The sequence below is a fragment of the Flavobacterium sp. AC274 genome, from assembly GCF_979258275.1.
The window spans coordinates 135,093-161,928 of record NZ_OZ409852.1; the positions used below are offsets into that span (position 1 = coordinate 135,093).

Sequence of the window (26,836 nt, forward strand, 5' to 3'; positions counted from 1 at the left end):
AATTAACAAGAATTTACAGGTTTGCTAAGTTTTCCTTAAGACGATTCTAATAATTTTACTTCAACTAAAAACCATTAGATGAAAGTAAAGTTACTTACTATAATTTCTTTTTTGACTTACCAATTTTCCATTTCTCAAACAGAAAAATTACTACACGGAAGAGTCTTTTCCAACAATTATCCACTTGATAAAGTAGAAGTTATAAATAAAACAGCCAAAACAAGTACCAGAACAAATAAAATGGGAGAATTTTCGATTGTTGTTCAGGCAAAAGATAGTTTATTGTTTTTCGCTAAAGATTACTTTTTTACACGATTGAAAATATCACAGGAAAATATTGAACAAAACAATATTACCGTCAATATGAATATAAAAGCGGAGGAATTAAATGAAGTTGTAGTAACAAATATAAAATTTGATAAAATAAGTACTTCACAACAAGATATTGACGATATAAAATTTGCTAAAGACAATAAATCGTTGCAAAAATATACTGGTGTTTACGACGGAACTATTGCAAATGGAATGGACTTTACCAGAATGGGAACCGGACTTATTAATTTATTTAAAAAAGATAAAGAAGAAGTCAAAAAGAAAACTGAAGAAACTGTTTTCAAAAAACTTATAGCAGCATCAATTCCTCGTGATTATTTTACCAAAGATCTAAAATTAAAACCCGAAGAAGTTGATTTATTTATTGAGTTCTGTGACGCCGACCCAAGATCAGCGAAACTTATAGAAAACAACAATATCCTAACTACAATGGATTTTTTGTATGCTAAAAATGAAATGTTTAAGAAATTAAAAACAGAATCTAAAAACTAAATCTTATCTATTCAACCACCAAATACTGGCATTCAAAATTGCTGCAAAAGCAACCCAAGCCAAATACGGAATCAATAAATAACCCGCAGTTTTATTTATTTTGATAAACTTCAAATAAGTTTCATAAATCATCAGCCATAAAAGCGCAATTTCAATTAAAGCCAACATCGGATTTTTAAGGCCGAAGAATAAATAAGACCAAATAGCATTCAAAGTCAATTGAATTAAAAAGAAAGCTAAAGCTTTTTTTACAGCTTCGTTTTGTTCTTTTATTTTGTCCCAAACAAGTCCCGCAGCAACCGCCATTAAAATATAAAGTAATGTCCACATTGGCATGAAAATCCAATTTGGCGGATTAAAAATTGGTTTTATTAAGGTTGGATACCAACTTTCAACACTTGGTCTTGTAACCACACTTGCAGAATATCCTACCAGTAAACAAACGATTAGGGCTATAGCGATTTTGACTGTTTTGTTCATTCTAATTTATTTTTCATCAAAAATAGTTAAAAGATATTGAAACCATATAGTTCATTTTAGTTTGAACCCCACTTACATTTTCTTATATAACTTATATGGTGAAATAGTATAAAAACTATCTTTGCCAAAATTTTATAATTCATGTTTACAGCAACTGATTTTATTCCTAAAAAATATACTTCGACAATCGAAAACGGAAATTTTGAATGGAGCGCTCCCAGCAATATTGCATTAGTGAAATATTGGGGAAAAAAGACAATCAAATTCCGGCAAATCCTTCAGTAAGTTTTACTTTGAATAATTGTAAAACGATTACGAAATTGGGTTTTGAAAAGAGAGAAAACCAAAATACATTTTCTTTTGATTTACTTTTTGAAGGAAAACCAAAAGAAGATTTTAAACCAAAAATTCAGAAGTTTTTAGAGCGAATAGAAGTTTATTTGCCTTTTTTGAAAGACTATCATTTTACTATTGATACTCAAAATACATTTCCACACAGTTCGGGAATTGCTTCTTCGGCATCTGGAATGGCCGCGTTGGCTATGAATTTTATGAGTCTGGAGAAAGAATTAAATCCTGAAATGACAGAGGAATATTTTTACCAAAAAGCATCATTTTTAGCCCGTTTAGGTTCTGGAAGTGCCTGCCGAAGCGTAAAAGGAAATGTTGTGGTTTGGGGAAATCAGGCCAACATTCAAGGAAGTACTGATTTATATGGAGTTGAATTTCCGTATGCAATTCATGACAACTTCAAGAATTATCAGGATACTATTTTGTTGGTAGATAAAGGCGAAAAACAAGTTTCGAGCACTGTCGGACATGATTTAATGCACAATCACCCCTACGCAGAAAGACGTTTTGCTCAGGCACATGAAAATCTGGATCGTTTAATTGTCATTTTTGAAAGTGGAAATCTAGACGAATTCATAAAAGTTGTTGAAAGCGAAGCCTTGACTTTACATGCCATGATGATGACATCTATGCCGTATTTTATTTTGATGAAACCAAATACTTTGCAAATCATAAATGCGATTTGGAAATTTAGAAATGAAACCCAAATTCCGGTTTGTTTTACACTTGATGCAGGAGCAAATGTTCACGTTTTATATCCCGAAAACGTTAGCGAAAAAGTACTTCAATTTATTCAGGACGAATTAGTTGTATTTTGTCAGAATGGTCAGTACATTTGCGACGAAATTGGAAGCGGTGCAATGAAGCAATAATTTTTGTATCTTTAATTAAAATTTTATGTTATGGACATTCAATTAGAGAAACTCAATGCAATGAATATGTTGAAGGAAACTAATGATCCTGCACTTATTATGGCTGTTGCAAGATTGCTAAGACAGGAGAAAAATGATTGGTGGGATGATTTGACAGAAGCCCAGAAAGAAGATGTCGCTCAAAGTGAATTAGAATTTGAAAGAGGAGAATTTAAAAGCTTTGAAGATGTGATGAAAAAATATAAGGAGTGAATCTTAAAATAAATATTTCAAAAACAGCTGAAGAGAATTTAGATGCTGTTTTAAATTTTATTGAAGCAAGATGGTCTAAAAAATCGAAAGAAATGTTTCTTGTGAAATTTCAAAAAGCAATTTCAATAATTAGCATGAATCCTGAAATTTTTCCAAAATCATCAATAAATAAAAAATATCGAAAATGTGTCGTAACAAAACAATCAAGTCTCTTGTATAGTTTTGGTTCAAATGAAATTAGAATTCATTCCATTTTCGACACACGACAAGACCCAAATAAAATTAAGAAAGACATAAAATAAATATGAAAGGACCATTATTTTACTCAAAAATATTACTCTTTGGAGAATACGGAATTATTCGCGACTCTAAAGGACTTTCTATTCCTTATAATTTTTACAATGGTGCGTTGAAGAAAATCGAAGATCCTTCGGCAGAAGCAATAGCATCAAATGCAAGTTTAAAACGTTTTGTAACTTATCTTGAAACTTTACAGACAGAACAGCCTGAATTGGTTTCTTTTGATTTGGCAAGTCTAAAAAATGATGTTGAAACAGGCATGTATTTCGATTCAAGTATTCCGCAAGGATACGGAGTAGGCAGCAGCGGCGCTCTTGTTGCGGCTATTTATGATAAATATGCTACTCAAAAAATAACAGTTTTAGAGAATTTAACTCGTGAAAAACTGTTACAGCTAAAAAATATATTTTCTCAAATGGAGAGCTTTTTTCACGGAAAAAGTTCTGGTTTAGATCCTTTAAACAGCTATTTGAGTATCCCAATTTTAATAAATTCTAAAGATAATATTGAAGCAACCGGAATTCCGACTCAAAGTTTTGACGGAAAAGGGGCTGTATTTTTATTAGATTCCGGAATTGTTGGCGAAACAGCGCCAATGGTAAACATTTTTATGGAAAACCTAAAAGACAAAGGGTTCCGTACGATGCTTAAAAACCAATTTGTAAAATATACGGATGCCTGCGTAGAAAACTTTTTGCATGGCGACATGAAATCATTGTTTACCAATACAAAAAAACTTTCTAAAGTCGTTTTAAATAATTTTAAACCAATGATTCCTGAACAATTTCACGGAATTTGGCAAAACGGAATTGATACAAATGACTATTACCTGAAACTTTGTGGCTCTGGCGGCGGCGGTTATATTCTGGGCTTCACAGAAGATTTAGAACGTGCTAAAGCATCTTTGAAAGATTACAAATTAGAAGTTGTTTACCAATTCTAAAAAAATTAAGCCACTTTAAAAAATTACGCTTATTTGAATATCCTTTTCTAAGTTACACTCTAAAAGTTATTTAATATGAAAAGTATTTTAAAAATTATTAAAGCAACTTTTTTAGGAGGAATTGTATTTTTAGCACCGTTAATTTTATTGCTTATTCTTTTAGAAAAAGGATTTGGTATTATTCAAAAAATTACAAATCCGATTGTTAGTCATTTTCCAAAAGTAAAAGTTTTAGGATTGGCAATAGAAGAAATTGTCGCGATTTTAATTATTGTGATTATTTGTTTTGCTGCTGGTTTGGTTGCTAAAACTACCTATGCACAAAAATTGATTCACAGATTAGAAAACGGAATTTTAAGCTTTGTTCCCGGTTATTCGTTCATGAAAAAAATGAATGAAAACATAATGGGATTTGAATCCAACGAGGATTTAAAAGTCATTTTAGTTCCTACAGATGCAGGCTTGCAATTTGCATTTTTGATTGAACAGATAGATGAAAACAACTCTGTCGTATTTATTCCCGATGCTCCAAATCCGTGGAGTGGTTCTGTAGTTTTTGTAGAAAAAAAGACATTAAAGAAGTTGGAATCTCACAAAAACAAGCTTTGGCCTGTATTAGAAAATTAGGCTACGGATCTAAGGAATTATTAAAAAATAAACTTTGACCACCTGTTTCCTACGGTAAAAAATCTTAAATTAGACCCCAATTCCAAAATTTAAATCAAAAAATGTTAAGCAGACAGCACAAACTTTTAGTAATGAAAATTGTTGGTCTGTTCTCTGTAGTAAGAGGTTACAACATTCCTATTATTGTCCTGGCACAATATTTATCGGCGATCTTTATATTGGCTCCGGAAAAAAGAGCCCTGGATATTTTACTAGATTTCAACTTGTTTTTGATTGTTTTTGCTTCCGCAGTTACGATTGCCTCTGGCTATATTATTAATAATTTTTACGACAGTCAGAAAGATCTAATCAACAGGCCAAACAAATCTATGCTCGATAGATTGGTGAGCCAGAAAACAAAATTATCGGTTTATTTTAGTTTGAATTTTCTCGCAGTTTTAATGGCGCTGATTGTTTCATGGCGGGCTTTTTTATTTTTTTCGGCTTATATTTTTCTAATTTGGTTTTACTCTCATAAAATAAAAAAATACGCGATTATTGGCAATCTAACTTCGGCTTTGCTGGCAGTTGTACCTTTTTTTGCGATTTTATTGTACTTCTATAACAAAATTTTATTTGAAGAAATCGAAAATCACATGAGTCATTTTGCAGTAATTTCGGCACATGCCATGTTTTTGTTTTTATTGTTGCTGATTAGGGAAATGATCAAGGATCTGGAAAACCTAAAAGGTGATTTGGCAAACGATTATCAAACGATTCCGATATTGTATAACGAAACGGTTTCAAAACAAATTATTACGGTTTTAACTTTTATGACCGTAGTTCCGGTTTATGTTTTGGTTAATATTTATGATGTGGGCTATATGGATATTTACTTTTACATCTGTTTTATTGCCTTGCTGTTTTTTCTCATTTATTTATGGAAATCAAACTCTAAGGAACAATATTTACTGCTTCATAATGTTTTAAAATTCCTGATTGTTTCGGGTGTTTTTTGCATTGTTTTGATTAATCCGAGTGTTTTGTGGCATGGGAAGAATTTGATTTCACGATTTTAGGGTTTTAAATGGCACGCGGATGATGCGGATTTAGGCAGATTTACGCGGATTTCTTTTTGCTCTTTGTGAATCTCCGTGAAATACTTTGTGAATCTTTGTGAAATAGCTTTTTCAAAATGTTTAAAAGAAGCCTAATGTTTGAAACTAGCCCCGATTGCAGCGAAAATCCTTTTATTTTTTTCTTTAAAAAATAAAAGATTGAAGTGAAAAGCGGGAAACCATGCCTGAAAAAAAGCCAATTGTGCTGCTTCTATAACTTCAATTAAAAATAGCTATTAATCTAAGAACAATGAACTTAGGATTATTTAGCAAGAATAAACTATCTTTGCACAAATTACAGAATTTATGAACAATAAGGAAGGCAATAATAAAAGAGGCGGATCGAGACCAAATAGCTCAAGATCAAACTCTAGCAAGCCAAAACCTCCTATGGCGAAACGTGCGCAAGGGCCAAAAAAAGTGAAACCTGCTGTTAAGGCTGCTGAAGAAGAAAAGGCAGAAAAAATCAAAAAACAGAATCAGGCTCCGAAAAGACAAAAAGCAGCAGACGAAATTCGTTTGAACAAATACATCTCAAATTCAGGTGTTTGTTCACGTCGTGATGCCGATATATATATCCAGTCTGGAAACGTTAAAGTAAATGGCGTTCCGGTTACTGAAATGGGTTATTTAGTAAAATTAAACGATGTTGTAAATTTTGACGGCGTTACTTTGACTCCTGAAAAGAAGGAATATATCTTGTTGAACAAACCTAAAAACTTTACAACTGCTCTTGATGAAGGTCAGGAATATCGTAACGTTCTGGAACTTGTACGCGGTTCTACTACGGCAAAAATTGCTCCGATTGGAAGAATGGACAAGAACACAACTGGTTTATTATTATTTACAAACGATACGGATATGATTCGTAAATTTACTTTACCGAGTCAAAAATCGTCTAAAATTTACCAAGTTTCGTTAGATAAAAATTTAAAATTTGAAGATTTAGAAAAAATCAGCAAAGGTTTAGTTCTTGACGGACATCGTGTGTTTGTTGAAGAGGTTAGTTATATTGATAATGAACCTAAAAGCGAAATTGGCTTAAAACTGCGTTCATCAAATGTAAAAGTGGTTCGGGCTATTTTCGAAAACTTTGACTATGATGTTTTACGTATCGATCGTGTATCATTTGCTGGCTTAACCAAAAAGAATTTACCAAGAGGTAACTGGCGTTTTTTGACCGAGCAAGAAATTATAAATTTGAAGAACGTCTAAGAAACGCTTCAAATTAGGCAATATAAATCCTGTTTTACTTTTGTAAAATGGGATTTTTTTATTTAAGTATATGATTATATGGGAATTCTAGAAAAAGTTATGTCCAAAAAGTGTGAAAACGGATCTTCCCATGGCTTGATTTTTTTCTTCAACTGTTTCGTGGCAAGAGAATCCAAGGATGATTTTTATTCCCGGCTGAATACTGTTTAGAATATCACGTTTTTGATCTTCTAACAATAATTTCAGATTTTTAATTAACTGTGAATTGTTTTTAAGATAAGAAACAACTAGTAACGCAGAAAAATTAAGGATTTCGCGTGCTGTTTCACTTTTAATTCCTACTTCGTTTGAGATCATTTCAGAAATTCTTCCTTTTTTATTGCTAAAAATCTCTTTAAGCAACTCGTTTCCTTCGATTCTGTAACAATCATCTACTGATAAAATTCTTCCTGAAGTAAAGTCAACTTCTCCGTAAAATGTTGAATTATCTTCTAATAGTGTGACTATGTTTTTATAAAAACCCGACTCCTCGGCTTTATTGTACAATCCCATTAGAACGGTTCCGATTGAAACATCAATTCCCTTTATCAAGAGGGCATCATTTTCGAAATAAAACTTATTTAATTTAGAAACAACATTAGAAGAAATAAAACGTCTAAGTTCAATTTGTAGGTTAGGAGTCATATGTTTAGTTTTAAAATTATTTAAATCCATTCAAAATAATCGACTAAGTGGGGCTTTTCATCGTTTATCGTGATAAAAATATAAAATATTTTAACATTTCCAAAAAATAAGTTAAAAATGAAGAACGTTTTTTTAACGCTTTTTTTGGCGAAATTCTAAAAGTCTCAATGAACATAACCCTTTCGTTATCAAAAAGAAATAAAAAATATAAATTAAAAAAATGTTATTTTTTAAAAAATACTAAAAATATAGGAAAAATATTAACATAAATTTGACGATTAAAACAATAAAAATCTGTTTTGCCAAACTATATTTAAAAAAACGCCAAGAAAAATAATACAAAAGAGGAAATTAATGAAGCTTGAGGCCAAAAAACCCAATAACGAACCTGTTGCCGCTTTTATTGCACGAGTATGATTTTTAGAATCGTATATCATCTCTCCAACAAATGCACCTACAAAAGGCCCAATTATAACCCCAAATGGTATGGGAGCGATGATTCCAACAATTAGTCCAATGTTTGTTCCCCAGACTCCATATGAACTTCCGCCAAACTTTTTTGTACCGCGTGCGGGAATAACATAATCCAAAATTGTAATGATTACTGTAATTAAAAGTGTTATTCCTAATATCCAATAATTATTTTCGACAGCTTTTGTAAGATACAATAATAACAAACCAACCCAACAACTGGAAAGTCCCGGTAAAAAAGGCAGAAAACTACCAAAAACACCAACAATTACGCATACAAAACCGAGTATTAACAATAGTAAATCCATTTATTTTTTTGTAAATTTGCCCGCAAACCGTCAGAAAAATTAGACAATGTACAGTGTTTTTAAATTATTTTTTATGTGCACTTTGATCTTTATGATCAATAATAATGCCTATGCGCAAAATAAAAAACTGTCTGTTGACGATCAATTACTTCAGGACAGTATATATAAAAGTAATAAGAAAAAGGTTTTAAATTTCTCGATGAAAGAATTTGATTCACTTTTTTTGAATATTTTTCCAGTAAAAATAATCCCGACTTAGTTTTAAGTAAAACAGAATTCTATACTTATACTGTTCAAATTGCTACTTTTTCTGATCGATTGGCAAAGTTATATCCTGACCAAAAAGAAGTTGCAGAACAAAATAAAGAAAAATGGCTTTCTGAAAGCTATGAAGAATATTTAGATTATAAAGCTAACCAAAAAAAATAATCGTATTTTTATAAATATAATTAGTTCAATACAATATCATAATCTTGAAGCAGTTCCCATTTTTTATAATCCTACTATTTATTAGTTCTTGTCAATACTTTGAGAAGCAGATTCCGTCTGAAAAAGAATTGCTTCAAAAAGAACTAAAATCTATCAATTGGAAAGAAGTTGACGAATTCCCATCGGTTGTCGATTGTGAAAAAGTAAACGACAAAAAACTGCGCCAACAATGCTTTTTGAAGTAATGGCACAGCTTATTCAGGAAAAACTAGACATTGATACACTTTCCATTCTATATCCAGAACTTGATACAATTGAGGTGAAAGTAACTATATTTCCTAACTCTTCAATGAAATTTGAACCTCAGTTTTCTAAGGATTCGGTAGCATATGATACAATTAAAATTGATAGTATTTTACAGGCTCGTTTGGTTGATTTTCCAAAAGTAAATCCTGCTATAAAACGCGGAGTTCCGGTAAAAACACAATTGATTTTGCCTATAATTATTAAGGCGAAAGAAGAAAAAAATAGTTTTTATTTCACAAACCGTCGATCTTTCCATTCGTAAGAACCAAACAAACTATACAAAGCTACGCACGTGCTGAAAAAAGGATAGAATAAACTACTCAAAAATAAATAGCGCAATCTTTTATTTGTTAAAAATTGGTTTGTTAAGCAAAGCAAAACAAAGTCAACAATAAACTTTGGGAAAACAAATAAAACTAAAAGTTGCCAGAACCAGATTCCGAAAATCAAGAGTATAAATCCAATAACAAAACTTAGATTTCCAAAGAAAACGATTAATCCTAAAGATTTTCCGAAAGTGCTTTGATACGAACTTGTTTTTGCTGCCCAACGTACCCTTTGATGAAACAGGGATTTCCAGTTTTCAGTTGGTTTGGTTAAAACGATTGCTTCTTTAGCTTTTAAATAATGAACTTCATCAGGAAATAAATCTGCGGCTTTCTGCAGTAAAAAAACATCATCGCCACTTGCAATTTTATTATTTCCATCAAATCCATTTAGTTTTTCGAACAATGATTTTGTGTAAGCAAGATTGGCTCCGTTACACATAAATGCTTTTTTAATTCCGAAACTTCCAATTGTGGCTCCTTGTAAACTCGTTAAATCCAATTGCTGAAAATGGTGCAGAAATGAATTTTCGCATTGATAAGAAACCGCTCCTGCCAACATGGAAACATTGTTTTGCTGAATGTAATTATCAAACGTTAAAAGCCAATTTTCAGGCACAATACAATCGGCATCGGTCGTAATAACCCAATTGGTTTTTACGTGCTGCATAGCTGTGGAAATGGCATCTTTTTTAGGTGAATTTGAAATTCTTATGTTGTCAATTAAACTAACGTGAAACTTGAAACCTGAAACCTGAAACTTTTCATTAGAACTATCATCCACCAAAATGACTTCGAACAAATTATTTGGATAACTGAGTTTTGCGAAACTATCTAAAAGTTTGGGTAAATTCTTTTCTTCATTCCTGAAAGGAACTATAATTGTAAAACTGGTTTTTGGTTTAAAATCTGTTTTCTGATATTTTTTTATTCGTGTAAAACCATAAATAAGTAAACTGATACTTATTATATAAATTTTTAATATGACAAATAAAATTAAACTCATTCTACCCTTTTAGTTTTGAAATTCAACACATAATAACTTCCTAAAACAACAGGCAAAACCACATTTAAGAACCACATCAAGGTACTTATAAAAACAACAATCCATTCGTTTACGTTTAAAATTCCGAAGAAATAAACGGCTACACTTCCTTTTACAGCAAAGTCCAAAAATTGAAAAGTAGGTAATGATGAGGCCAAAAAATAAACAACCGCAATTGTTGAAATCAACGTGAAATAAGGCAAATCGACATCAAAAGCCAAAAACAAAAAGTAATATTGATGCGAGAAAACCAAATAACGCAATATGCCTAAAAAGATATTTCTTTGATGAATTGGTTTGGAAATTTCATTGATTTTATGAATCAATTTTTCAATGGAATATCCTTTGATTTTAATCTTTTTAAAGACTACAGAAAATAGGATAAAGAAAAAAGATATTGCGATTATTCCCAAAACCCATTTCCAATATCCGAGAAATAACAAGCCAATTGTTCCAAATAAAACCGTTAAAATCATCTGGATTCCGTTGCAGATTAAGTTTAGGAAAACTACTCTTTTTGCTTCTGCCTTTGGGTAGTATAATGCTTTTCCTGCGTACTCTCCTACTCCGTTTGGCGTAAAAATTCCGGCTGTAAGTGCAGCGAGAACTTGTTTTGTAGCTTCGCCTAATGAAATTTCATGAATGACTTTGGCCAGATTCTGCCATTTTAAAATTTCGAAATATCGATTTAAAACACTCAAAAGCAATATAAATCCAATTCCTAAAACCGACTGATTTTTACGAAACAGCGTAATAAATTTTTGCCAGTCGAGTTTGTCGTTATTCGCCAACTGATTATAAATAAAGTAAAATGCGCCACCTACAATCAAAAGTTTGACTAGAAGAACAAGGAATTGCTTAGCTTTGTGAGGAATTGAAATCATGCTGCAAAAGTAATCAATTTGAAAATGTGGCAATTTGAAAATTAGAAAATGAATTATAGCATTTTTCTAGCAACTTTCGAACTTGAAACCTGAAACCTGAAACAAAATCACTTGACAAAAGAACGCATCATATTAGGCATCGACCCGGGAACTACAATCATGGGTTTTGGATTGATTAAAGTAATCAATAAAAAAATGGAGTTTTTGCAGCTTAATGAGTTGCAATTGTCCAAATACGATAATCATTACCAAAAACTGAAAATCATTTTTGAGCGCACCATCGAATTAATCGAAACGCATCATCCGGATGAAATTGCGATTGAAGCGCCTTTCTTTGGTAAAAATGTACAATCGATGTTAAAGTTGGGACGCGCACAAGGTGTAGCAATGGCAGCGGGACTTTCGAGAGATATTCCGATTACAGAATATGAACCTAAAAAAATAAAAATGGCGATTACCGGAAACGGAAATGCCAGTAAAGAACAGGTTGCCAAAATGTTGCAACAACTTTTAGGTTTAAAAGAATTACCTAAAAACCTCGATTCAACAGATGGTTTGGCTGCTGCGGTATGTCACTTTTTTAACTCAGGAAAAATCGTTGCCGGGAAAAGTTATTCGGGTTGGGATGCTTTTGTGAAACAAAATGAAGACAAAGTTAGGAAATGAGATAATGTGTCAATTAGATAATTAGATAATTCTTAAATTGAGAATAACTAATTGTATAATTTAAACATTCAACATTACATTATCTCATTATCAAATTGACTAATTATCTAATTAAAATGTCAGGTATCTATATCCATATTCCTTTTTGCAAACAGGCTTGCCACTATTGCGACTTTCATTTTTCGACTTCGATGAAAAAGAAAGACGAAATGGTTTTGGCTTTAGCCAAAGAAATAGGCATGCGCAAAAATGAGTTTAATCTTCTTGATTCCGCTCAAAGTGACAATCAAATTGAAACCATTTACTTTGGCGGTGGAACGCCTTCTGTTTTGAGTAATGAAGAAATCAACTTTTTAATTGCTGAAGTTTATAAAAACTATAATGTTATCGAAAATCCTGAAATTACGCTAGAAGCAAATCCGGATGATTTATCTTCAGAACGAATTTTCGAATTATCAAAAAGTCCGATAAACCGCTTGAGTATTGGAATTCAGTCTTTTTATGAAGATGACTTGAAGATGATGAATCGTGCGCATAATTCGGCGGAAGCCATAAATTGTTTAAAAGAGGCTACTAAATATTTTGACAATATTTCGCTCGATTTGATTTACGGAATTCCTGGAATGAGCGACGAAATGTGGAAACAAAATATTGAAACAGCTTTGAGTTTTGGTATTCCGCATATTTCGAGTTATGCTTTGACGGTTGAACCGAAAACGGCTTTAAGAAAACTAATCGATACCGGAAAAATTGCTGAACCACAAGACGAAGTAGCTTCGAATCATTTTCTGATTTTGGTGGAAACGCTTCAAAAGAATGGGTTTATTCATTATGAATTATCGAATTTTGGAAAAGAAAATTATTTCTCTAAAAATAATTCGGCGTATTGGCTGGGCAAAAAATATATCGGCATTGGCCCTTCGGCACATAGTTATGACGGCAAAAAAAGAGGGTGGAATATTGCCAATAATTCACTTTATCTAAAATCAATTCAGGAAAATATTTTACCAATTGAAACCGAAATTCTATCGAAATCTGATCGCTATAATGAATATGTTATGACAGGATTACGAACTATTTGGGGCGTTTCTTTACACAGAATAGAACAAGAATTTGGTTTGGAATATCTGGATTATCTAAAAAAACAGGTTCAGAAATTCTTAAATGACGATTTGGTTTTCATCGAAAATAACATCCTAAAACCAACCGCAAAAGGAAAATTTTTAACAGATGGAATTGCAAGTGATCTCTTTTACTTAAATTTGGAAGAATAAAATTTGCCACAAAGACACAAAGACGCAAATAAACTTTGTGACTTAGCGCCTTTGCGGCATAAAACCTTAATTTGTGTTAGCAAAAATCAACAACTTCGAAATCGACTTATCAAAACCCATTGATATTTCAATCCCATTAACAAATACAAACGAAAACCCAATTGCGTGGTATATCGAAAAACCGGTTATTGAACCAGTTGTCTTTGGAGATTGGATTGGGAAAGTTTCTGAAGGAAAATCATCAACCAACTTCAATAATATTTTCTTCAATCCCCATGGGCATGGCACGCACACGGAATGTTTGGGACATATTACGAATGATTTTTATAGCATTAATCAGTCTTTAAAACAATTTTTCTTTTTTGCCAAATTGATTACAGTTGAACCCGAAAAAATTGGAGATGATTTGGTTATCACAAAAAAACAAATTTTGACTGCGCTTAATGCAATAAGTGCTTCTCCCGAAGCCTCGGGATCGCTCAGCACGACAAACGGGGCTTTAATAATTAGAACGCTCCCAAACCAAAAAGACAAAAAATCAAGAAAATATTCAAATTCAAATCCACCATATTTGTCTGAAGAAGCTGCAATTTTCATCCGCGAAAGCGAGATTCAGCATTTATTAATCGATTTGCCAAGTGTTGACAAAGAACATGACGAAGGAAAATTATTGGCACACAAAGCTTTTTGGAACGTAAAAGACACACACAACTTAAATAATGACGCACGTTTTGAAGCCACAATTACAGAAATGATTTTTGTGCCGAATGAAATTGAAGATGGAAATTATTTGCTAAATCTTCAAATCGCTTCATTTGAAAATGATGCAAGTCCGAGTAAACCTGTTTTGTATTCGATCGCAAACTTTTGATAATTAGTTGATAATTGATTTTTAAATTAGTAGTTTTATGATTACTAATGCTTAATTATCTGCATTGAAAACAGCCACGAAACAAAGTTTAAATCGAACGAATCTGAATGCCATTTTTACATGTGCATTTCTGCTTTTTGTTTTTAACTCTCCAAAATTATTCAGCCAGAATAAACCTGAAAAAGACACGGTCAATTTTATTTATTATCCTGATAAAATAATGGTTCGCGCAAATGTAAGTACTCAAAACGATACTTATTTACTGACCAATAAAAACGGTCCAAATCTGGATTTAGAAACCAATAATAGTTACAAACTTTTTTTAAGTATCGATTATAAATTTATCGGTTTTAGTTATGGTTTTTACCCGAAGTTTTTTGGCGGAAATAAAGATGAAGACTTAAAAGGAAAATCTTCTTTCTCTGATTATAATTTTCGGTTCTTTTTAGGAAGATGGCTTCAAACGGCTTCATTTAGCAAAACAAGAGGATATTACGTAGAAAATATGTCTGAATTTGACCCGAATTGGGTTGAAGGAAAAGATCCGTATCTTAAGTTTCCGGATTTTAAAACCGTGCAATACGGAATGTCGACATCGTATCTTTTTAATCCAAAATTCTCCCTTAAAAGTATAACTTCGTTCACCGAATGGCAAAAAAAGAGTGCCGGAAGCTTTATTCCGTCGCTGATTTACAACTATAACAGAATTCTTTCGAAATTCGATGATCTTAATGGAAAACAAAAAGAATTCGATGTTCGACTGGCCGCAGGATATTATTATAACTTCATTATTCATAAAAACTTTTATATTGCTCCACATTTATCACCTTCGATTGGTGTGAAATTTTTACATGATAAAAGTATTAATGCAGGAGTTGAAACTATTGAAAAGGATACATACTTTACCCGAAACATTGAAGGCGGTATTAAAATAGGCTATAATAGCAATCGCATACTTTGCGGGGCAAGTTTAAACTTTGATGATAGTTCGTATAATCAGGATAAAACAACGGTAATTACAAATGGTAAAATCTACGGATTATTGTATTTTGGCTACCGTTTTGATGCTCCCGAATTTGTGAGTAAACCAATTGAAAAAATTGACGAAAAAATTAAAATGAAATAAAATAGCGGCTAAGGTTCTAAGATACTAAGAAGCTAAGTTTTCTTAGCATATCAGAACCTAATTATAGATTAATGAAATGCAAAAATTACCATGAATAAGATTACCGTTTCGACCGATAAAACCAAACTTAATGTTCCGTTTGTACAAAACTTTCTAAAGGATATTTATTGGGCTGCGGGCCGAACTATCCAGGAAGTGCAGACTACAATTGATACTTCGGTTTGTTTTGGAATTTATTTAGATGACAATCAAATTGGTTTTGCACGTGTCATTACAGATTATGTGGTTTTTGGTTACGTAATGGATGTTTTCATTACAGAAGAACATCGCGGTAAAGGTTATTCGTCTGTTTTAATTGAAAAAATGATGAACGAACCGACTTTAAAAGACATTAAAATTTGGCGTTTGGCAACAACTGATGCTCATTTTTTATATGAGAAATTTGGCTTTAAACCTTTAGAACATCCTGAAAAAATGATGGAAAAGAAACTATGAAAACAGTTATTAAATTAGAAGAAGTTGGTTTATTTATTCTCGGAATCTATTTATTTAGTCTTCTGGATTATCAATGGTGGTGGTTTTTGGTTTTGATTCTCGCGCCCGATTTTTCGATGCTGGGTTACGTTTTTAATAATAAAACAGGAGCCTTTATGTATAATATATTTCATCACAGAGGAATTGCAGTTTTAATTTATTTAACAGGCTGTTATCTAAAATCAGAATCATTGCAACTTGTTGGTGTAATCTTATTTTCGCATTCGGCAATGGATCGAATGTTTGGTTATGGTTTGAAATATGAACAAGGTTTTAAGTACACTCATTTAGGTGAAATTGGTAAATAAATAAAATATGAATTTAGAGACGTTTTATGAATATTGTCTTTCTAAAAAAGGCGCAACAGAACATTTTCCTTTTGATGAAGATACTTTGGTTTTTAAAGTTGGCGGAAAAATATTTGCTCTATCTTCCCTTTCTCAATGGGAGAAAAATGAGCAGGCAGTCAATTTAAAATGTGATCCTGAACGTGCCCAGGAATTGCGGGCGGAATATGACGAGATAAAACCAGGCTTTCATATGAGTAAGGTACATTGGAATACCATTGCACTAAATGGAAATTTACCAGTCAAATTTGTAAAAGAACTCATTGATCATTCGTATGATTTGGTTTTCAAAAGTTTGACCAAGAAAATTCAGAATGAAATTATCGAATTAGAAAATTAGGCATTACATTTGCACGGTAAGAAAAAAACTTAGCAACTTAGTTTCTATATAACTTAGCAACTTTTACAACCATGAAAGAACAATTTAAAAAATTTCTGAACGAAGAACAAGATCCAAAAGCGATTGAAAAAATCACTTCGAAACTCAACGATTTATTGATGAAAGGCGAAGAAGTTGGCTATATAGCGGTTCAAAAAAACCCGCAATTACTGTTTTTCCGGATAGCATTGTATTGACCAATAAAAGAATCATTATTTGTGTTCCTAAAAATTTAGGTTTATCAATGAATTTCACAGATTACACTTGGGATGATATCGCCGGTGCTTTTGTAAAAGAAAATATTCTGGGATCAGAATTCTCATTTAATACCAATACTGATTTGTCAATTTCGATTGATTATATTCCGAAAATTCAAGCCCGAAAAATATATACTTACGCTAAAGAACAATTAGATTTACTTAAAAATCCGGTTATAATATCAGCTCCAACTATAGAAACTGCTCAACCAATTGTTGAGGAAATAGATGATATTGAAGATGAAATCGAAGAAGTAGAAACTGAAGAAGTAACCAATTACGCTGAAATTTTACCGGCTACAACTCCTTCTCCTTCATATGAAACTTATGAGCCAATTCAACCAACTCAACCTTCTACGTCTACAGGAGATCGTAAACTAAGCGAATTATCTAAAGAAGAACTTTTTGATAAATTACAGAATTACAAAAAACTTCTTGATAACGGATTAATCATGCAAGGTGAATATGATGCTTATAAAAAAGAAATTTTAAGCTATATGTAAAATTAGTCTTAAGTCGAAAGTCATAAAGTCAAAAGTTTAAAAGCCAGAATAGAAATACTATTCTGGCTTTTACTTTTACACAATCTGATTGACTTTGGACTTTCCAACTTTTGACTAAAACGTAGCTTTCTGTTTTTCCACAAAATTATGTGCTTGAAGTTCTAATAACTCTGTTGCTTTTTTGCGTTGCAGATCGTACAGGTTTTTGTCTTCCGAAATATCAGCATACACTTTGTCGTGCATTTCGGCGCTGGTTTTTACTAATAATTCACGCTGGTATTTATTTTGTACCAAAGTAGCTTTCATTGCCGTTTCGGCTTCTTCTTGTTTAAAATCAAATTCGCCTTTTGGAGCTAGTAATTTTGCAATAATCGGAGAAGTTTCAATTGCCAAAAACAACAGCATAATAAAAAATGAAGGCAGCCACGGCAATTTATTCAATGCATTAATTCTGGCCATTAAACCGTCAAAACCTTCAATTATAGGCTGTGTTTGCAATACTTTTTTATCTAAATCAGCTTGCAACTGTTTTCCTGTTTTTTCTTTCTCGGCAATTTTAGCTTCGTTAGTTGTTTTTAAAGTGGCTAATTCTTTTAAAGATGCATCGTGCTTTTCGCGTTTTTCCTTATAAACCGGACCTTTACCCAGTTTTTTTGTTCCCGTAGTTCCTTCGGCTTCGGTAATATAAGTTGAATAAAGTGCGTTTACTTCTTTCTCTTTCGTCAGAATATCGGCTTTTAAAGAAGCTATTTCAGCTTTATTTTTATCTAAATCAGATTTGAAATAATTGCCTACTTGCTTTTTGTTCGCCAATTCCATTTCGTTTTTTTCTTTCAATAAAACGGTATTGATTTCTTTTTCGAAAATTTTAATCTCCAAAGGCTTAGAAATTACAATTGCGATAATAATCGCCAGTATAATTCTGGGAGTCGCCTGCAGGAATTCATCCATAAAGCGATCTCTTTTTTTAATTGTCGAAACAATAAACCGATCTAAATTAAAGATTAGTAAACTCCATACAAACCCAAAAATTAAAGCCGGATAAATAGAGTCAAAAACAGTAAAAAGTGCATAAGCGCTGGCAAGAAAAGCCATAACGGCAGTAAAAAAAACGGTGGCCCCAATACCAACATATTTGGTTTGTTCGCCTTCGGAGCAGCCTTCGAGTACATCTCTGTCGGCTCCAGAACAAAGGATAAAAAATTGTTTTAACATGATTGATGATTTTTGATTGATGATTACTTCGTCAGTTCGCCCTTCGGGCTCGTGTGATAGGGCAAATTTAACGCCAAAAATTTAATTCTGCCTTAAATAGTTGATTTGTTTTTAGTTGTGAATCAATTATTTGCTACTTAAATGTTATTTAAATATTAATACCATTTGAATTTTTGCCTCCAATCATAACAGTATGTTAATTTTTTTCAATGGTTTTAGTAATACTAAGGTTCTAGTTTCGCAACAAAACAAACCAAACACAATGAAAAATTTTTATTTAGTAGTAACATTCTTTTTATTAACCTTATCCGGTTATGCTCAAAAGGCCATAATATCTGGAAAGGTTTTAGATGCCGATGACAAATTACCTTTGCCAGGAGCAATGATTCAAATTGTTGGTGACAACAAATACACGGTTTCAGATTACAATGGCCGATTTGAATTGCTTAATATCAATATTGGAACGTATCAGGTTACTGTAAAATATATTGGATATACGCCAATAACACACGAAATTACGGTTGAACAAGGCAAAAATAACGTTCTTGATTTTGCTCTTAAAACTTCAGGAACAGAGTTGAATGAGGTTGTTGTTGGAGACATCTTAAAAGGTCAGGCCAAAGCATTAAATCAACAAAAAAACAGCAAAAATATTGGAAACGTAATTTCATCAGATCAGGTGGGGCGTTTTCCTGATGCCAACGTTGGTGACGCTTTAAAACGTGTTCCGGGTATCACAATGCAAAATGATCAGGGTGAAGCACGTAATATTATTATCAGAGGTTTGGCTCCGTCCCTGAACTCGGTGACTTTAAATGGAGACCGAATTCCATCTGCAGAAGGAGACAACAGAAACGTACAAATGGACTTGATTCCTTCTGATATGATTTCGACTATCGAAGTAAATAAAACGCTAACTTCAGACATGGATGCTGATGCGATTGGAGGTTCTGTAAATTTAGTAACAAGAGCAACTCCAAACGGCGAAAGAATTTCTGCCACTCTTGCTGGAGGTTTTATGCCAATTCGCGAACACGCTACTTATACAGCAGGTTTGGTTTACGGAAATCGTTTTTTCGATAATAAATTAGGCGCTGTTTTTAGCGGATCATATAATAATGTAAATTATGGTTCTGATGATGTGGAGAACGAATGGGTAAAGGACGATTTTGGAAATGAATTTGTTCAGGCTTCTGAAATTAGAAAATATGATGTTCAGCGTATTCGCCGCAGCGGTTCTGTTGCTTTAGATTATAAATTTGACGAAAACAATACCATTTTTGCCAATGCTATTTATAACTGGAGAGATGACAGAGAAAACCGTTTTAGAACAACTTATGATGATATTGAAGCCATTTACGATGGTGAAACTATTACTGGTTTTGAAGGTCGTGTAAAACGCCAGACAAAAGGTGGAGTGGACAGCGACAGAAACAAAAACAGAAGATTAGAAGATCAACGCGTTCAGAATTATTCTATTCGTGGTGAACATTTAATCAACTCAAAATTAGATTTAGACTGGTCTGCCAATTACGCAAAAGCCAGAGAATATCGCCCGGGAGAGCGTTATATCGAATACCGTCAGACAGGTTTGGAAATGTCTCAGGATTTATCTGATTTGAGATTTCCTTTGGTTACACCAACCGGAGAAGCGGTTGATCAATTCGAATTTAATTCGGTTACAGAAAACACAGATGAAACCAGCGAAAGCGAATTTGGCGCAAAAGTAAACATCCGTTTTCCATTCTCTATTATTGCTTCAGAAAAAGGAAGAATCAGAACGGGACTTCGCTTGAGAATGAAAGAAAAAGAAAGAAATAATGTTTTCTATTCTTATGAACCTGTAAACGGCGGAATGGATTTATTATCTGAAATTCCAACTAGTTTTTATGATGGGAAAAACTTCAATCCGGGAAGTAAATATGTTCCGGGAACTTTTGCTTCGGCAAGTTTCTTAGGAAGTCTTGATTTGAATAATTCAGCATTATTTGATAAAGAAGCAGATCCTGCAGAATTTTTAGCGGTAAATTATAATGCCAAAGAAAACATTTATGCAGCTTATGTAAGATGGGATCAGGATTTTAACGATAACCTTTCGATGGTGTTAGGTGTTCGTGTAGAGAATACGCACATCGATTACACCGGAAATCGCGTTCTTGACGAAGAAGAATTAGAGAGCAAAATCAATACTACAAATGCTTATACCAATGTATTGCCAAGTATTTCATTTCAATATAATGCCACGAAAGATTTAGTTTTAAGAGCGGCTGCTACTACAGCTTTGGCCAGACCAAACTATTATGCACTTGCGCCTTATGTAAACAATATTGCTGCTGATAAAGAAATTACTGCAGGAAATCCGGATCTTGATGCAACGTACTCCTACAATTATGATTTCATGGCCGAGAATTATTTCAAATCTGTTGGATTAATTTCCGGAGGTGTTTTCTACAAAAGATTAAATGATTTCATCTACAATTACAGTGACAATCAATATACTGATGCAAAATTTGCTGCAGATTTCCCTAATCAGGCAAATCCGATTCCGGCTGGCGAAAACTGGTCATTTGTACAATCAAGAAACGGAGATACTGTTGATGTTTACGGATTTGAAGTTGCTTTTCAACGTCAGTTAGATTTCTTGCCGGGGAAATTTTTGAAAGGTTTTGGTATTTATTTGAACTATACTTACACCAAATCGAAAGCAAAAGGAATTGCAGATGAAGACGGAAATGAAAGAAACGACATTAGTCTTCCAGGCACAACGCCACATATGTTTAATGGATCATTATCTTGGGAAAACAAACGTTTTTCTGCCAGAATTTCAACCAATTTCACTTCTGATTATTTAGATGAATTAGGTTCAGAATCATACAAAGACAGTTATTATGACAAACAATTTTTCTTAGATGCCAATGCTTCTTATAAAATTACGTCGCACCTTCGCATCTTTGCCGAAGCCAACAATTTAACCAACCAACCATTACGTTACTACCAAGGTGTAGAAGCGCATACTAAACAAGCAGAATTCTATCAGGCGAGATATAATTTCGGTTTGAAGTTTGACTTGTAATAATCAATTTATAAAATTCTTAAATTAGACAGGACTTAACGGCTCTGTCTAATTTTATTAAATGAAAATCATAATGAAACATAAATCTATACTCGCTTTTTTCCTTTTAAGCACTTTATTAATAGCCTGTAAGGACGATAAATTAGCGCCCGTTGCCGCAAATGCCGTAAAGCCAACAGCTGTTACCGAAGCTTTACCACACGACACAGATGATCCTTCAATCTGGATTCACCCAACAGACGCTGCAAAAAGCATAATCGTGGGGACAGATAAAGATACAGACGGCGGTTTGTATGCCTTTGATTTAAATGGAAAAATCCTTAAAAAATCAATCACTTTAAAACGTCCAAATAATGTTGATATCGCTTACGGTTTACTAATCGATGGAAAAAAAGTAGACGTTGCCGTTACGACAGAACGTGAAAGCAATAAAATAAGAATTTTTAGTTTACCTGATTTAAACCCAATTGACAATGGCGGAATTGCTGTTTTTGAAGGTGAAGAATTACGTGACCCAATGGGAATTGCGTTGTACACACGCCCGAGCGATAAAAAGATTTTTGCTATTGTGGGAAGAAAATCAGGACCTCCAGGAAGTTATTTATGGCAATATGAACTTTCTGGCGCTGGAAAATTTGCAACAGCAAAAATGGTTAGAAAATTCGGCGCTTACAGCGGAAAAAAGAAATCGAAGCCATTGCTGTTGATAACGAATTAGGAACTGTTTTGTATTGCGACGAACAATTCGGAATCAGAAAATACAAAGCTGATCCTACTTTAAATGATAATAAAGAATTGGTTCTTTTTGGAAAAACAGGTTTCAAAGCAGACAACGAAGGAATCGCGATTTACAAAAAAACAGATTCTACAGGATATATTTTAGTCTCTAACCAACAGTCGAATACCTTTATGGTTTACCCAAGAGAAGGTGCAAAAGGAAATCCAAACGAATATCCTTTATTGGCAGAAATTCCAACTTCAACTATAGAATGTGATGGTGCCGATGTAACAAGCGTAAACTTAGGAGGAAAATACAACAACGGGCTTTTCGTAGCCATGAGCAACGGAATGACTTTCCATTATTATGCCTGGGATTTAATGCAAAAACGTATCGACAGGAAGAAATAAGTTGTCTTTTGTTTCACGTTTCAGGTTCAAACTAAAACCTGAAACTTTGAAACCTGAAACAAAACAAAAAAAGCTGTTCATCACTGAACAGCTTTTTTAAATTTGAATTAGTAACTTCCCTTATTCTGTTTTAGGTGCACCAGCTAAAATTTCAGCGTTGGCAAACTCTTCAAATTTGGCAAAATTCGCTTTGAATTTCTGTGCCAATTCGATTGCTTTTTTATCGTATAACTCAGGATCTTCCCAAGTATTTCTCGGATTTAAAATTTCACTTGGAACATTCGGGCAAGATTGTGGTTTTGCAATTCCAAATACTGCGTGATTTTCAAACGCTACATTATCAAGTTCTCCTTTTAATGCAGCTGTAATCATGGCGCGAGTATATTTTAGTTTCATACGCGTTCCTGTTCCGTATGCACCACCTGTCCAACCAGTGTTGATTAACCAAACTTTTACGTCTGCATCTTTCATTTTTTTAGTCAGCATTTCAGCATAACGAGTTGGGTGCAAAGGCATAAATGGTGCTCCAAAACATGCTGAAAAGTTAGGTTGTGGTTCTGTAACTCCCGCTTCTGTTCCGGCAACTTTTGCAGTATAACCTGAAATAAAATGGTAAGCTGCCTGACCTGGAGTCAATTTTGAAATTGGAGGCAAAATTCCGAAAGAATCTGCCGTTAAGAAAAATATATTTTTAGGATTATGCCCAATAGATCCCGGTTGAATATTATCAATATGTGTTATTGGATAACTTACACGCGTATTTTGAGTGATAGAAACATCATCGTAATCTACTTCGTTTGTTCCAGCTTTAAAAACCACATTTTCTAAAAGAGCTCCTTTTTTGATCGCTCTAAAAATGTCCGGTTCATTTTCTTCAGATAAGTTAATCACTTTCGCATAACAACCACCTTCAAAGTTGAAAACAGTATTTTCAGCCGTCCAGCCGTGTTCATCATCACCAATTAATTTACGATCAGGATCTGCAGATAAAGTTGTTTTTCCTGTTCCTGACAATCCGAAGAAAATAGCAGTGTCTCCCGCTTCACCAACATTGGCGCTGCAGTGCATTGGTAATGTATTTTCGAAAACCGGTAAAATGAAGTTCAAAGCAGAAAAAATTCCTTTTTTCATTTCTCCAGTATAACCTGTTCCTCCTATTAATGCAACTTTTTTAGTAAAATCTAAAATAGCAAAATTAGACTGACGTGTTCCGTCTACAGCAGGATCTGCCATAAAACTTGGCGCACAAATTACGGTCCATTCTGGTGTGAAATTGGCTAATTCAGAATCTTCTGGTCTTAGAAACATATTGTAACAAAACAAATTAGACCACGCCGTTTCTGTAACCACACGAACATTTAGTCTATAATTTGGATCTGCACAAACATATGCATCACGAACAAATACTTCTTTATTCGATAAAAATTGTGTTACCTTATTATATAATTTTTCAAAAGCTTCTGATGAAAACGGAATATTTACATTTCCCCACCAAACTTTATCTTCTGTTATGCTGTCTTTTACGATAAAACGATCTTGCGGAGACCGCCCTGTAAATTCACCCGTATTAATTGCCAGCGCTCCTGTAGAGTTCTCAACACCTTGTCCTGATTGCACTGTAATTGCATGCAATTCGTCTGCAGATAATTGATAGTGAACCTTGGCATTTTCAATTCCTAATTCAGAAAGCGAAATCGATTGCGTGAAAAGTGTGTTAGTGTCCATAAATTTGTAGTTGTGTATATTATTTTTTTATTGCACAAACATATTTTACTTTGAACTTTAAGCAGTTAGCCTAAAGATATTGAATTGTTATATTTTTTATCAATATTGATAAAAAGCAACAAAAACTCACATAAGTAATGTTTTATGTTATTTATGAGACAAAATTAAAGATTAATTTTTAGATAGAATTTTTTATTCGGTATTTTATGATTTTTGCCTCAAAATACTAACAAATAATCCCAACCAAGCAAGAATTAATAAAAATCCACCCAAAGGTGTTGCGAATACGATAATTTTAGAATCGAAAACTGTAAGATTTTTTGTAGCTAATAAATAGATAGATCCGCTAAATAAAATTACACCGGCAACGGCTAAATTATAGATGGCTTTTATCGTTTTTTGAGAAAGTTCTTTTCTTGTAGAAAGAAAAAATAAAAAGAAAGCGTGATACATTTGATAGCGAACTCCGGTTTCAAAAGTTACCAATTGCTCAACAGATAAATATTTCTTTAGCAAATGCGCTCCAAAAGCCCCTAAAATAATAGCTAACATTCCTATAAAAGCACCAGTAAGGATAATTTTTCTTTTCATATTTTTCTATACTTTCAATTTGTATACAAAAATACTTCAAACTATTGGAAAAGCTTTTCTACTTTCTGAAAATGTTTTCACGAAAAAGAATTCTTTAGTATTTTATCTGAAATAAAAAAGATTTCATTTTTTTGAATTAATTTGATTGTTATATTTATAACAATTTAATATATTTGTGTTATAAATATAAAATATGAGAAGCATTATAATTTTTGGAGCCGGAAGGTCAGCCTCTTCATTGATACGGTATTTGTTATTAAAATCAGAAAGTGAAAACCTGCATTTGGTTGTAGCTGATTTATCTTTGGCTTTGGCCGAAAAAAAGACACAAAATCATCCCAATGCAACTCCAATTGCTTTAAATATTTTTGATACCGAACAAAGAAAAGCGGCCATAGAAAAAGCGTCAATCGTTATTTCGATGTTGCCGGCTCATTTACATATTGAAATTGCAAAAGATTGTTTAGAATTTAAAAAACACCTTGTAACAGCATCATACATTAGCGATGCCATGCAAGCATTAAACGAAGAAGCGATAAAAAATAATTTAATTTTCATGAACGAAATTGGTCTTGATCCTGGAATCGATCACATGAGTGCCATGAAAGTTATTGACGAAATTAGAGCAAAAGGTGGTAAAATGCTGCTTTTTGAATCTTTTTGCGGCGGTTTAGTTGCTCCGGAATCTGACAACAATCTTTGGAATTATAAATTTACCTGGGCACCAAGAAATGTCGTTTTAGCCGGACAAGGCGGTGCGGCCAAATTTGTTCAGGAAGGCACTTATAAATACATTCCGTACGGAACATTATTCCGCAGAACTGAATTTCTGGAAGTCGAAGGTTACGGAAAATTTGAGGCTTATTCCAATCGGGATTCTCTAAAATACAGATCAATTTATGGCTTAGATGATATACTGACTTTATACAGAGGAACCATCAGAAGAGTTGGTTTTTCGAAAGCATGGAATATGTTTGTGCAATTGGGCATGACAGATGATAGTTATATCATGGAAGATTCTGAAAACATGAGTTACCGCCAGTTTACAAATTCATTTTTACCGTATCACCCAACAGATTCTGTTGAAATTAAAACACGATTAATTTTAAAAATCGATCAGGACGATATTATGTGGGACAAACTTTTGGAATTGGATTTATTCAATCCTGACAAAAAAGTAAATCTTCCCAATGCAACTCCGGCTCAAATATTAGAAAAAATACTTTCAGACAGCTGGGCACTTGAACCAGATGATAAAGATATGATTGTAATGTACCATAAATTCGGTTATGAATTAAATGGAAAGAAAAAACAAATCGATTCAAAAATGGTTTGTATTGGAGACGATCAAACCTATACGGCAATGGCAAAAACCGTTGGATTGCCTGTAGCAATGGCAACTTTATTAATTTTGAATGGAAAAATTAGAACTCCAGGCGTACAGCTTCCTATAAACAAAGAAGTGTATTTGCCTATTTTAAAAGAATTAGAAGAGTATGGCGTTATTTTTAACGAACAAACCATGCCTTATTTCGGCTATAATCCTGATCTATTTTAGTGATGGCTTAGTTTTTTTTTGAGAATTTTTTTTAGTTTTTAATTGATCCGCTTCCTTTTTAAGAAAGCGGATTTTTTTGTTAAAGGCGCAAAGGTTCAAAGGTTCAAAGTTTTCATGAAATAGCTAAAAACTTTGTCGCTCTGCACCTTTGAACCTTTGAACCTTCCAAAAAAA

Annotated in this window: 24 protein-coding genes and 4 pseudogenes; 20 read left to right on the forward strand and 8 right to left on the reverse strand. The window is 33.0% G+C overall.

Translation table 11 applies throughout. The annotated features are described in order from the left end of the window. Nucleotides 1-78 precede the first annotated feature (78 nt). Nucleotides 79-825 (forward strand): hypothetical protein, encoded by a 747-nt coding sequence (locus ACZZZT_RS00555; RefSeq protein WP_463459090.1) that lies wholly within the window; start codon nt 79-81, stop codon nt 823-825. A 3-nt stretch (nt 826-828) separates the two neighbouring features. Here ACZZZT_RS00555 and ACZZZT_RS00560 read toward each other — a convergent pair whose 3' ends face one another. After that, entirely contained in the window at nt 829-1,305 is a 477-nt protein-coding gene (locus tag ACZZZT_RS00560; protein ID WP_463459091.1) for a TspO/MBR family protein, read from the reverse strand. A gap of 141 nt (nt 1,306-1,446) precedes the next feature. Between ACZZZT_RS00560 and ACZZZT_RS00565 the strand changes: the two are divergent. The 7 genes and pseudogenes from ACZZZT_RS00565 (at nt 1,447) to ACZZZT_RS00595 (ending at nt 6,962) form a co-directional block, all read left to right on the forward strand. Next, nucleotides 1,447-2,528 (forward strand): annotated as a pseudogene (locus tag ACZZZT_RS00565) (diphosphomevalonate decarboxylase). Nucleotides 2,529-2,558: 30 nt separating this feature from the next. Continuing rightward, nucleotides 2,559-2,780 carry a hypothetical protein gene (locus ACZZZT_RS00570; RefSeq protein WP_042563389.1) on the forward strand — a complete coding sequence of 74 codons (222 nt, stop codon included), beginning with the start codon at nt 2,559-2,561 and terminating at the stop codon, nt 2,778-2,780. Continuing rightward, nucleotides 2,777-3,082 carry a type II toxin-antitoxin system RelE/ParE family toxin gene (locus ACZZZT_RS00575; protein ID WP_073394790.1) on the forward strand — a complete coding sequence of 102 codons (306 nt, stop codon included), beginning with the start codon at nt 2,777-2,779 and terminating at the stop codon, nt 3,080-3,082. Before ACZZZT_RS00570 ends, ACZZZT_RS00575 begins: the two co-directional genes overlap by 4 nt. Nucleotides 3,083-3,084: 2 nt before the next feature. Further along, nucleotides 3,085-4,023: a mevalonate kinase family protein gene (locus ACZZZT_RS00580; RefSeq protein WP_073394788.1), complete on the forward strand. Its 939-nt coding sequence runs from the start codon at nt 3,085-3,087 to the stop codon at nt 4,021-4,023. Between the two features lie 75 nt (nt 4,024-4,098). Beyond that, nucleotides 4,099-4,650, forward strand: a complete 552-nt coding sequence (locus ACZZZT_RS00585) for a DUF502 domain-containing protein (RefSeq protein ID WP_463459092.1) — start codon at nt 4,099-4,101, stop codon at nt 4,648-4,650. A 101-nt stretch (nt 4,651-4,751) separates the two neighbouring features. Next, complete coding sequence (locus tag ACZZZT_RS00590) at nt 4,752-5,708, forward strand: geranylgeranylglycerol-phosphate geranylgeranyltransferase (protein WP_463459093.1); 957 nt, start codon at nt 4,752-4,754, stop codon at nt 5,706-5,708. Between the two features lie 345 nt (nt 5,709-6,053). Further along, nucleotides 6,054-6,962, forward strand: coding sequence for a pseudouridine synthase (locus tag ACZZZT_RS00595; RefSeq protein ID WP_042563384.1), 909 nt, complete (start codon nt 6,054-6,056; stop codon nt 6,960-6,962). Nucleotides 6,963-7,049: 87 nt separating this feature from the next. Here the strand turns inward: ACZZZT_RS00595 and ACZZZT_RS00600 are convergent, their stop codons facing one another. Further along, nucleotides 7,050-7,646, reverse strand: a complete 597-nt coding sequence (locus ACZZZT_RS00600; RefSeq protein WP_042563383.1) for a DUF937 domain-containing protein — start codon at nt 7,644-7,646, stop codon at nt 7,050-7,052. Nucleotides 7,647-7,924: 278 nt separating this feature from the next. Continuing rightward, nucleotides 7,925-8,425, reverse strand: coding sequence for a DUF456 domain-containing protein (locus ACZZZT_RS00605; RefSeq protein WP_463459094.1), 501 nt, complete (start codon nt 8,423-8,425; stop codon nt 7,925-7,927). Nucleotides 8,426-8,898: 473 nt separating this feature from the next. On the opposite strand from ACZZZT_RS00605, the pseudogene ACZZZT_RS00610 reads away from it, so the two are divergent. Then, a pseudogene (locus tag ACZZZT_RS00610) lies at nt 8,899-9,422 on the forward strand (hypothetical protein). Here the strand turns inward: ACZZZT_RS00610 and ACZZZT_RS00615 are convergent. Together ACZZZT_RS00615 and ACZZZT_RS00620 are read right to left on the reverse strand one after the other, a co-directional pair. Then, nucleotides 9,389-10,492, reverse strand: a complete 1,104-nt coding sequence (locus tag ACZZZT_RS00615) for a glycosyltransferase family 2 protein (RefSeq protein WP_463459095.1) — start codon at nt 10,490-10,492, stop codon at nt 9,389-9,391. The pseudogene ACZZZT_RS00610 and the gene ACZZZT_RS00615 overlap by 34 nt on opposite strands. Then, entirely contained in the window at nt 10,489-11,415 is a 927-nt protein-coding gene (locus ACZZZT_RS00620) for a hypothetical protein (RefSeq protein ID WP_463462359.1), read from the reverse strand. Before ACZZZT_RS00620 ends, ACZZZT_RS00615 begins: the two co-directional genes overlap by 4 nt. 111 nt (nt 11,416-11,526) lie before the next feature. Between ACZZZT_RS00620 and ruvC the strand changes: the two genes are divergently transcribed. From ruvC to ACZZZT_RS00660, 8 genes and pseudogenes are all read left to right on the forward strand, one after another. Then, on the forward strand, nt 11,527-12,081 hold the full coding sequence (ruvC, locus tag ACZZZT_RS00625; RefSeq protein WP_026982724.1) for a crossover junction endodeoxyribonuclease RuvC: 555 nt from the start codon (nt 11,527-11,529) through the stop codon (nt 12,079-12,081). 116 nt (nt 12,082-12,197) lie between these two features. Further along, the gene (gene hemW / locus ACZZZT_RS00630) at nt 12,198-13,355 is read left to right on the forward strand and encodes a radical SAM family heme chaperone HemW (RefSeq protein WP_463459096.1); all 1,158 of its coding nucleotides are present in this window, start codon (nt 12,198-12,200) and stop codon (nt 13,353-13,355) included. A 73-nt stretch (nt 13,356-13,428) separates the two neighbouring features. Continuing rightward, a complete protein-coding gene (locus tag ACZZZT_RS00635; protein WP_463459097.1) occupies nt 13,429-14,226 on the forward strand; it encodes a cyclase family protein in 798 nt (265 codons plus the stop codon). A 64-nt stretch (nt 14,227-14,290) separates the two neighbouring features. After that, nucleotides 14,291-15,352, forward strand: a complete 1,062-nt coding sequence (locus tag ACZZZT_RS00640; RefSeq protein ID WP_463459098.1) for a DUF4421 family protein — start codon at nt 14,291-14,293, stop codon at nt 15,350-15,352. A gap of 90 nt (nt 15,353-15,442) precedes the next feature. After that, nucleotides 15,443-15,847, forward strand: coding sequence for a GNAT family N-acetyltransferase (locus ACZZZT_RS00645; RefSeq protein WP_463459099.1), 405 nt, complete (start codon nt 15,443-15,445; stop codon nt 15,845-15,847). Beyond that, a complete protein-coding gene (locus ACZZZT_RS00650; RefSeq protein ID WP_463459100.1) occupies nt 15,844-16,194 on the forward strand; it encodes a DUF4260 domain-containing protein in 351 nt (116 codons plus the stop codon). The genes ACZZZT_RS00645 and ACZZZT_RS00650 overlap by 4 nt, the downstream gene beginning before the upstream one ends. A 7-nt stretch (nt 16,195-16,201) precedes the next feature. Next, nucleotides 16,202-16,573, forward strand: a complete 372-nt coding sequence (locus ACZZZT_RS00655) for an MmcQ/YjbR family DNA-binding protein (protein WP_302094392.1) — start codon at nt 16,202-16,204, stop codon at nt 16,571-16,573. A 71-nt stretch (nt 16,574-16,644) separates the two neighbouring features. Next, nucleotides 16,645-17,372 (forward strand): annotated as a pseudogene (locus tag ACZZZT_RS00660) (PH domain-containing protein). Nucleotides 17,373-17,486: 114 nt separating this feature from the next. Here the strand turns inward: ACZZZT_RS00660 and ACZZZT_RS00665 are convergent. Then, nucleotides 17,487-18,587 carry a DUF4407 domain-containing protein gene (locus ACZZZT_RS00665; protein WP_463459101.1) on the reverse strand — a complete coding sequence of 367 codons (1,101 nt, stop codon included), beginning with the start codon at nt 18,585-18,587 and terminating at the stop codon, nt 17,487-17,489. A gap of 262 nt (nt 18,588-18,849) precedes the next feature. Between ACZZZT_RS00665 and ACZZZT_RS00670 the strand changes: the two genes are divergently transcribed. Further along, on the forward strand, nt 18,850-21,660 hold the full coding sequence (locus tag ACZZZT_RS00670) for a TonB-dependent receptor (protein ID WP_463459102.1): 2,811 nt from the start codon (nt 18,850-18,852) through the stop codon (nt 21,658-21,660). A gap of 73 nt (nt 21,661-21,733) precedes the next feature. Next, nucleotides 21,734-22,788, forward strand: a pseudogene (locus ACZZZT_RS00675) (phytase). A 120-nt stretch (nt 22,789-22,908) separates the two neighbouring features. Here ACZZZT_RS00675 and pckA read toward each other — a convergent pair. Further along, entirely contained in the window at nt 22,909-24,513 is a 1,605-nt protein-coding gene (gene pckA, locus ACZZZT_RS00680; RefSeq protein WP_463459103.1) for a phosphoenolpyruvate carboxykinase (ATP), read from the reverse strand. Nucleotides 24,514-24,717: 204 nt separating this feature from the next. After that, nucleotides 24,718-25,104 (reverse strand): DUF423 domain-containing protein, encoded by a 387-nt coding sequence (locus ACZZZT_RS00685; RefSeq protein ID WP_463459104.1) that lies wholly within the window; start codon nt 25,102-25,104, stop codon nt 24,718-24,720. A 193-nt stretch (nt 25,105-25,297) separates the two neighbouring features. On the opposite strand from ACZZZT_RS00685, the gene ACZZZT_RS00690 reads away from it, so the two are divergent. Beyond that, entirely contained in the window at nt 25,298-26,662 is a 1,365-nt protein-coding gene (locus ACZZZT_RS00690) for a saccharopine dehydrogenase family protein (RefSeq protein WP_463459105.1), read from the forward strand. Nucleotides 26,663-26,836: the final 174 nt, after the last annotated feature.

What these genes read in the sequence shown, in the direction of transcription:
- ACZZZT_RS00605 (WP_463459094.1), bottom strand. Translation starts at nt 8,425, where the DNA reads ATGGATTTACTATTGTTAATACTCGGTTTTGTATGCGTAATTGTTGGT.
- ACZZZT_RS00620 (WP_463462359.1), bottom strand. Translation starts at nt 11,415, where the DNA reads ATGATTTCAATTCCTCACAAAGCTAAGCAATTCCTTGTTCTTCTAGTC.
- ACZZZT_RS00555 (WP_463459090.1), top strand. Translation starts at nt 79, where the DNA reads ATGAAAGTAAAGTTACTTACTATAATTTCTTTTTTGACTTACCAATTT.
- hemW (WP_463459096.1), top strand. Translation starts at nt 12,198, where the DNA reads ATGTCAGGTATCTATATCCATATTCCTTTTTGCAAACAGGCTTGCCAC.
- ACZZZT_RS00670 (WP_463459102.1), top strand. Translation starts at nt 18,850, where the DNA reads ATGAAAAATTTTTATTTAGTAGTAACATTCTTTTTATTAACCTTATCC.
- ACZZZT_RS00600 (WP_042563383.1), bottom strand. Translation starts at nt 7,646, where the DNA reads ATGACTCCTAACCTACAAATTGAACTTAGACGTTTTATTTCTTCTAAT.
- ACZZZT_RS00685 (WP_463459104.1), bottom strand. Translation starts at nt 25,104, where the DNA reads ATGAAAAGAAAAATTATCCTTACTGGTGCTTTTATAGGAATGTTAGCT.
- pckA (WP_463459103.1), bottom strand. Translation starts at nt 24,513, where the DNA reads ATGGACACTAACACACTTTTCACGCAATCGATTTCGCTTTCTGAATTA.
- ACZZZT_RS00650 (WP_463459100.1), top strand. Translation starts at nt 15,844, where the DNA reads ATGAAAACAGTTATTAAATTAGAAGAAGTTGGTTTATTTATTCTCGGA.
- ACZZZT_RS00645 (WP_463459099.1), top strand. Translation starts at nt 15,443, where the DNA reads ATGAATAAGATTACCGTTTCGACCGATAAAACCAAACTTAATGTTCCG.
- ACZZZT_RS00590 (WP_463459093.1), top strand. Translation starts at nt 4,752, where the DNA reads ATGTTAAGCAGACAGCACAAACTTTTAGTAATGAAAATTGTTGGTCTG.
- ACZZZT_RS00585 (WP_463459092.1), top strand. Translation starts at nt 4,099, where the DNA reads ATGAAAAGTATTTTAAAAATTATTAAAGCAACTTTTTTAGGAGGAATT.
- ACZZZT_RS00580 (WP_073394788.1), top strand. Translation starts at nt 3,085, where the DNA reads ATGAAAGGACCATTATTTTACTCAAAAATATTACTCTTTGGAGAATAC.
- ACZZZT_RS00665 (WP_463459101.1), bottom strand. Translation starts at nt 18,587, where the DNA reads ATGTTAAAACAATTTTTTATCCTTTGTTCTGGAGCCGACAGAGATGTA.
- ACZZZT_RS00570 (WP_042563389.1), top strand. Translation starts at nt 2,559, where the DNA reads ATGGACATTCAATTAGAGAAACTCAATGCAATGAATATGTTGAAGGAA.
- ACZZZT_RS00595 (WP_042563384.1), top strand. Translation starts at nt 6,054, where the DNA reads ATGAACAATAAGGAAGGCAATAATAAAAGAGGCGGATCGAGACCAAAT.
- ACZZZT_RS00655 (WP_302094392.1), top strand. Translation starts at nt 16,202, where the DNA reads ATGAATTTAGAGACGTTTTATGAATATTGTCTTTCTAAAAAAGGCGCA.
- ACZZZT_RS00560 (WP_463459091.1), bottom strand. Translation starts at nt 1,305, where the DNA reads ATGAACAAAACAGTCAAAATCGCTATAGCCCTAATCGTTTGTTTACTG.
- ACZZZT_RS00615 (WP_463459095.1), bottom strand. Translation starts at nt 10,492, where the DNA reads ATGAGTTTAATTTTATTTGTCATATTAAAAATTTATATAATAAGTATC.
- ACZZZT_RS00690 (WP_463459105.1), top strand. Translation starts at nt 25,298, where the DNA reads ATGAGAAGCATTATAATTTTTGGAGCCGGAAGGTCAGCCTCTTCATTG.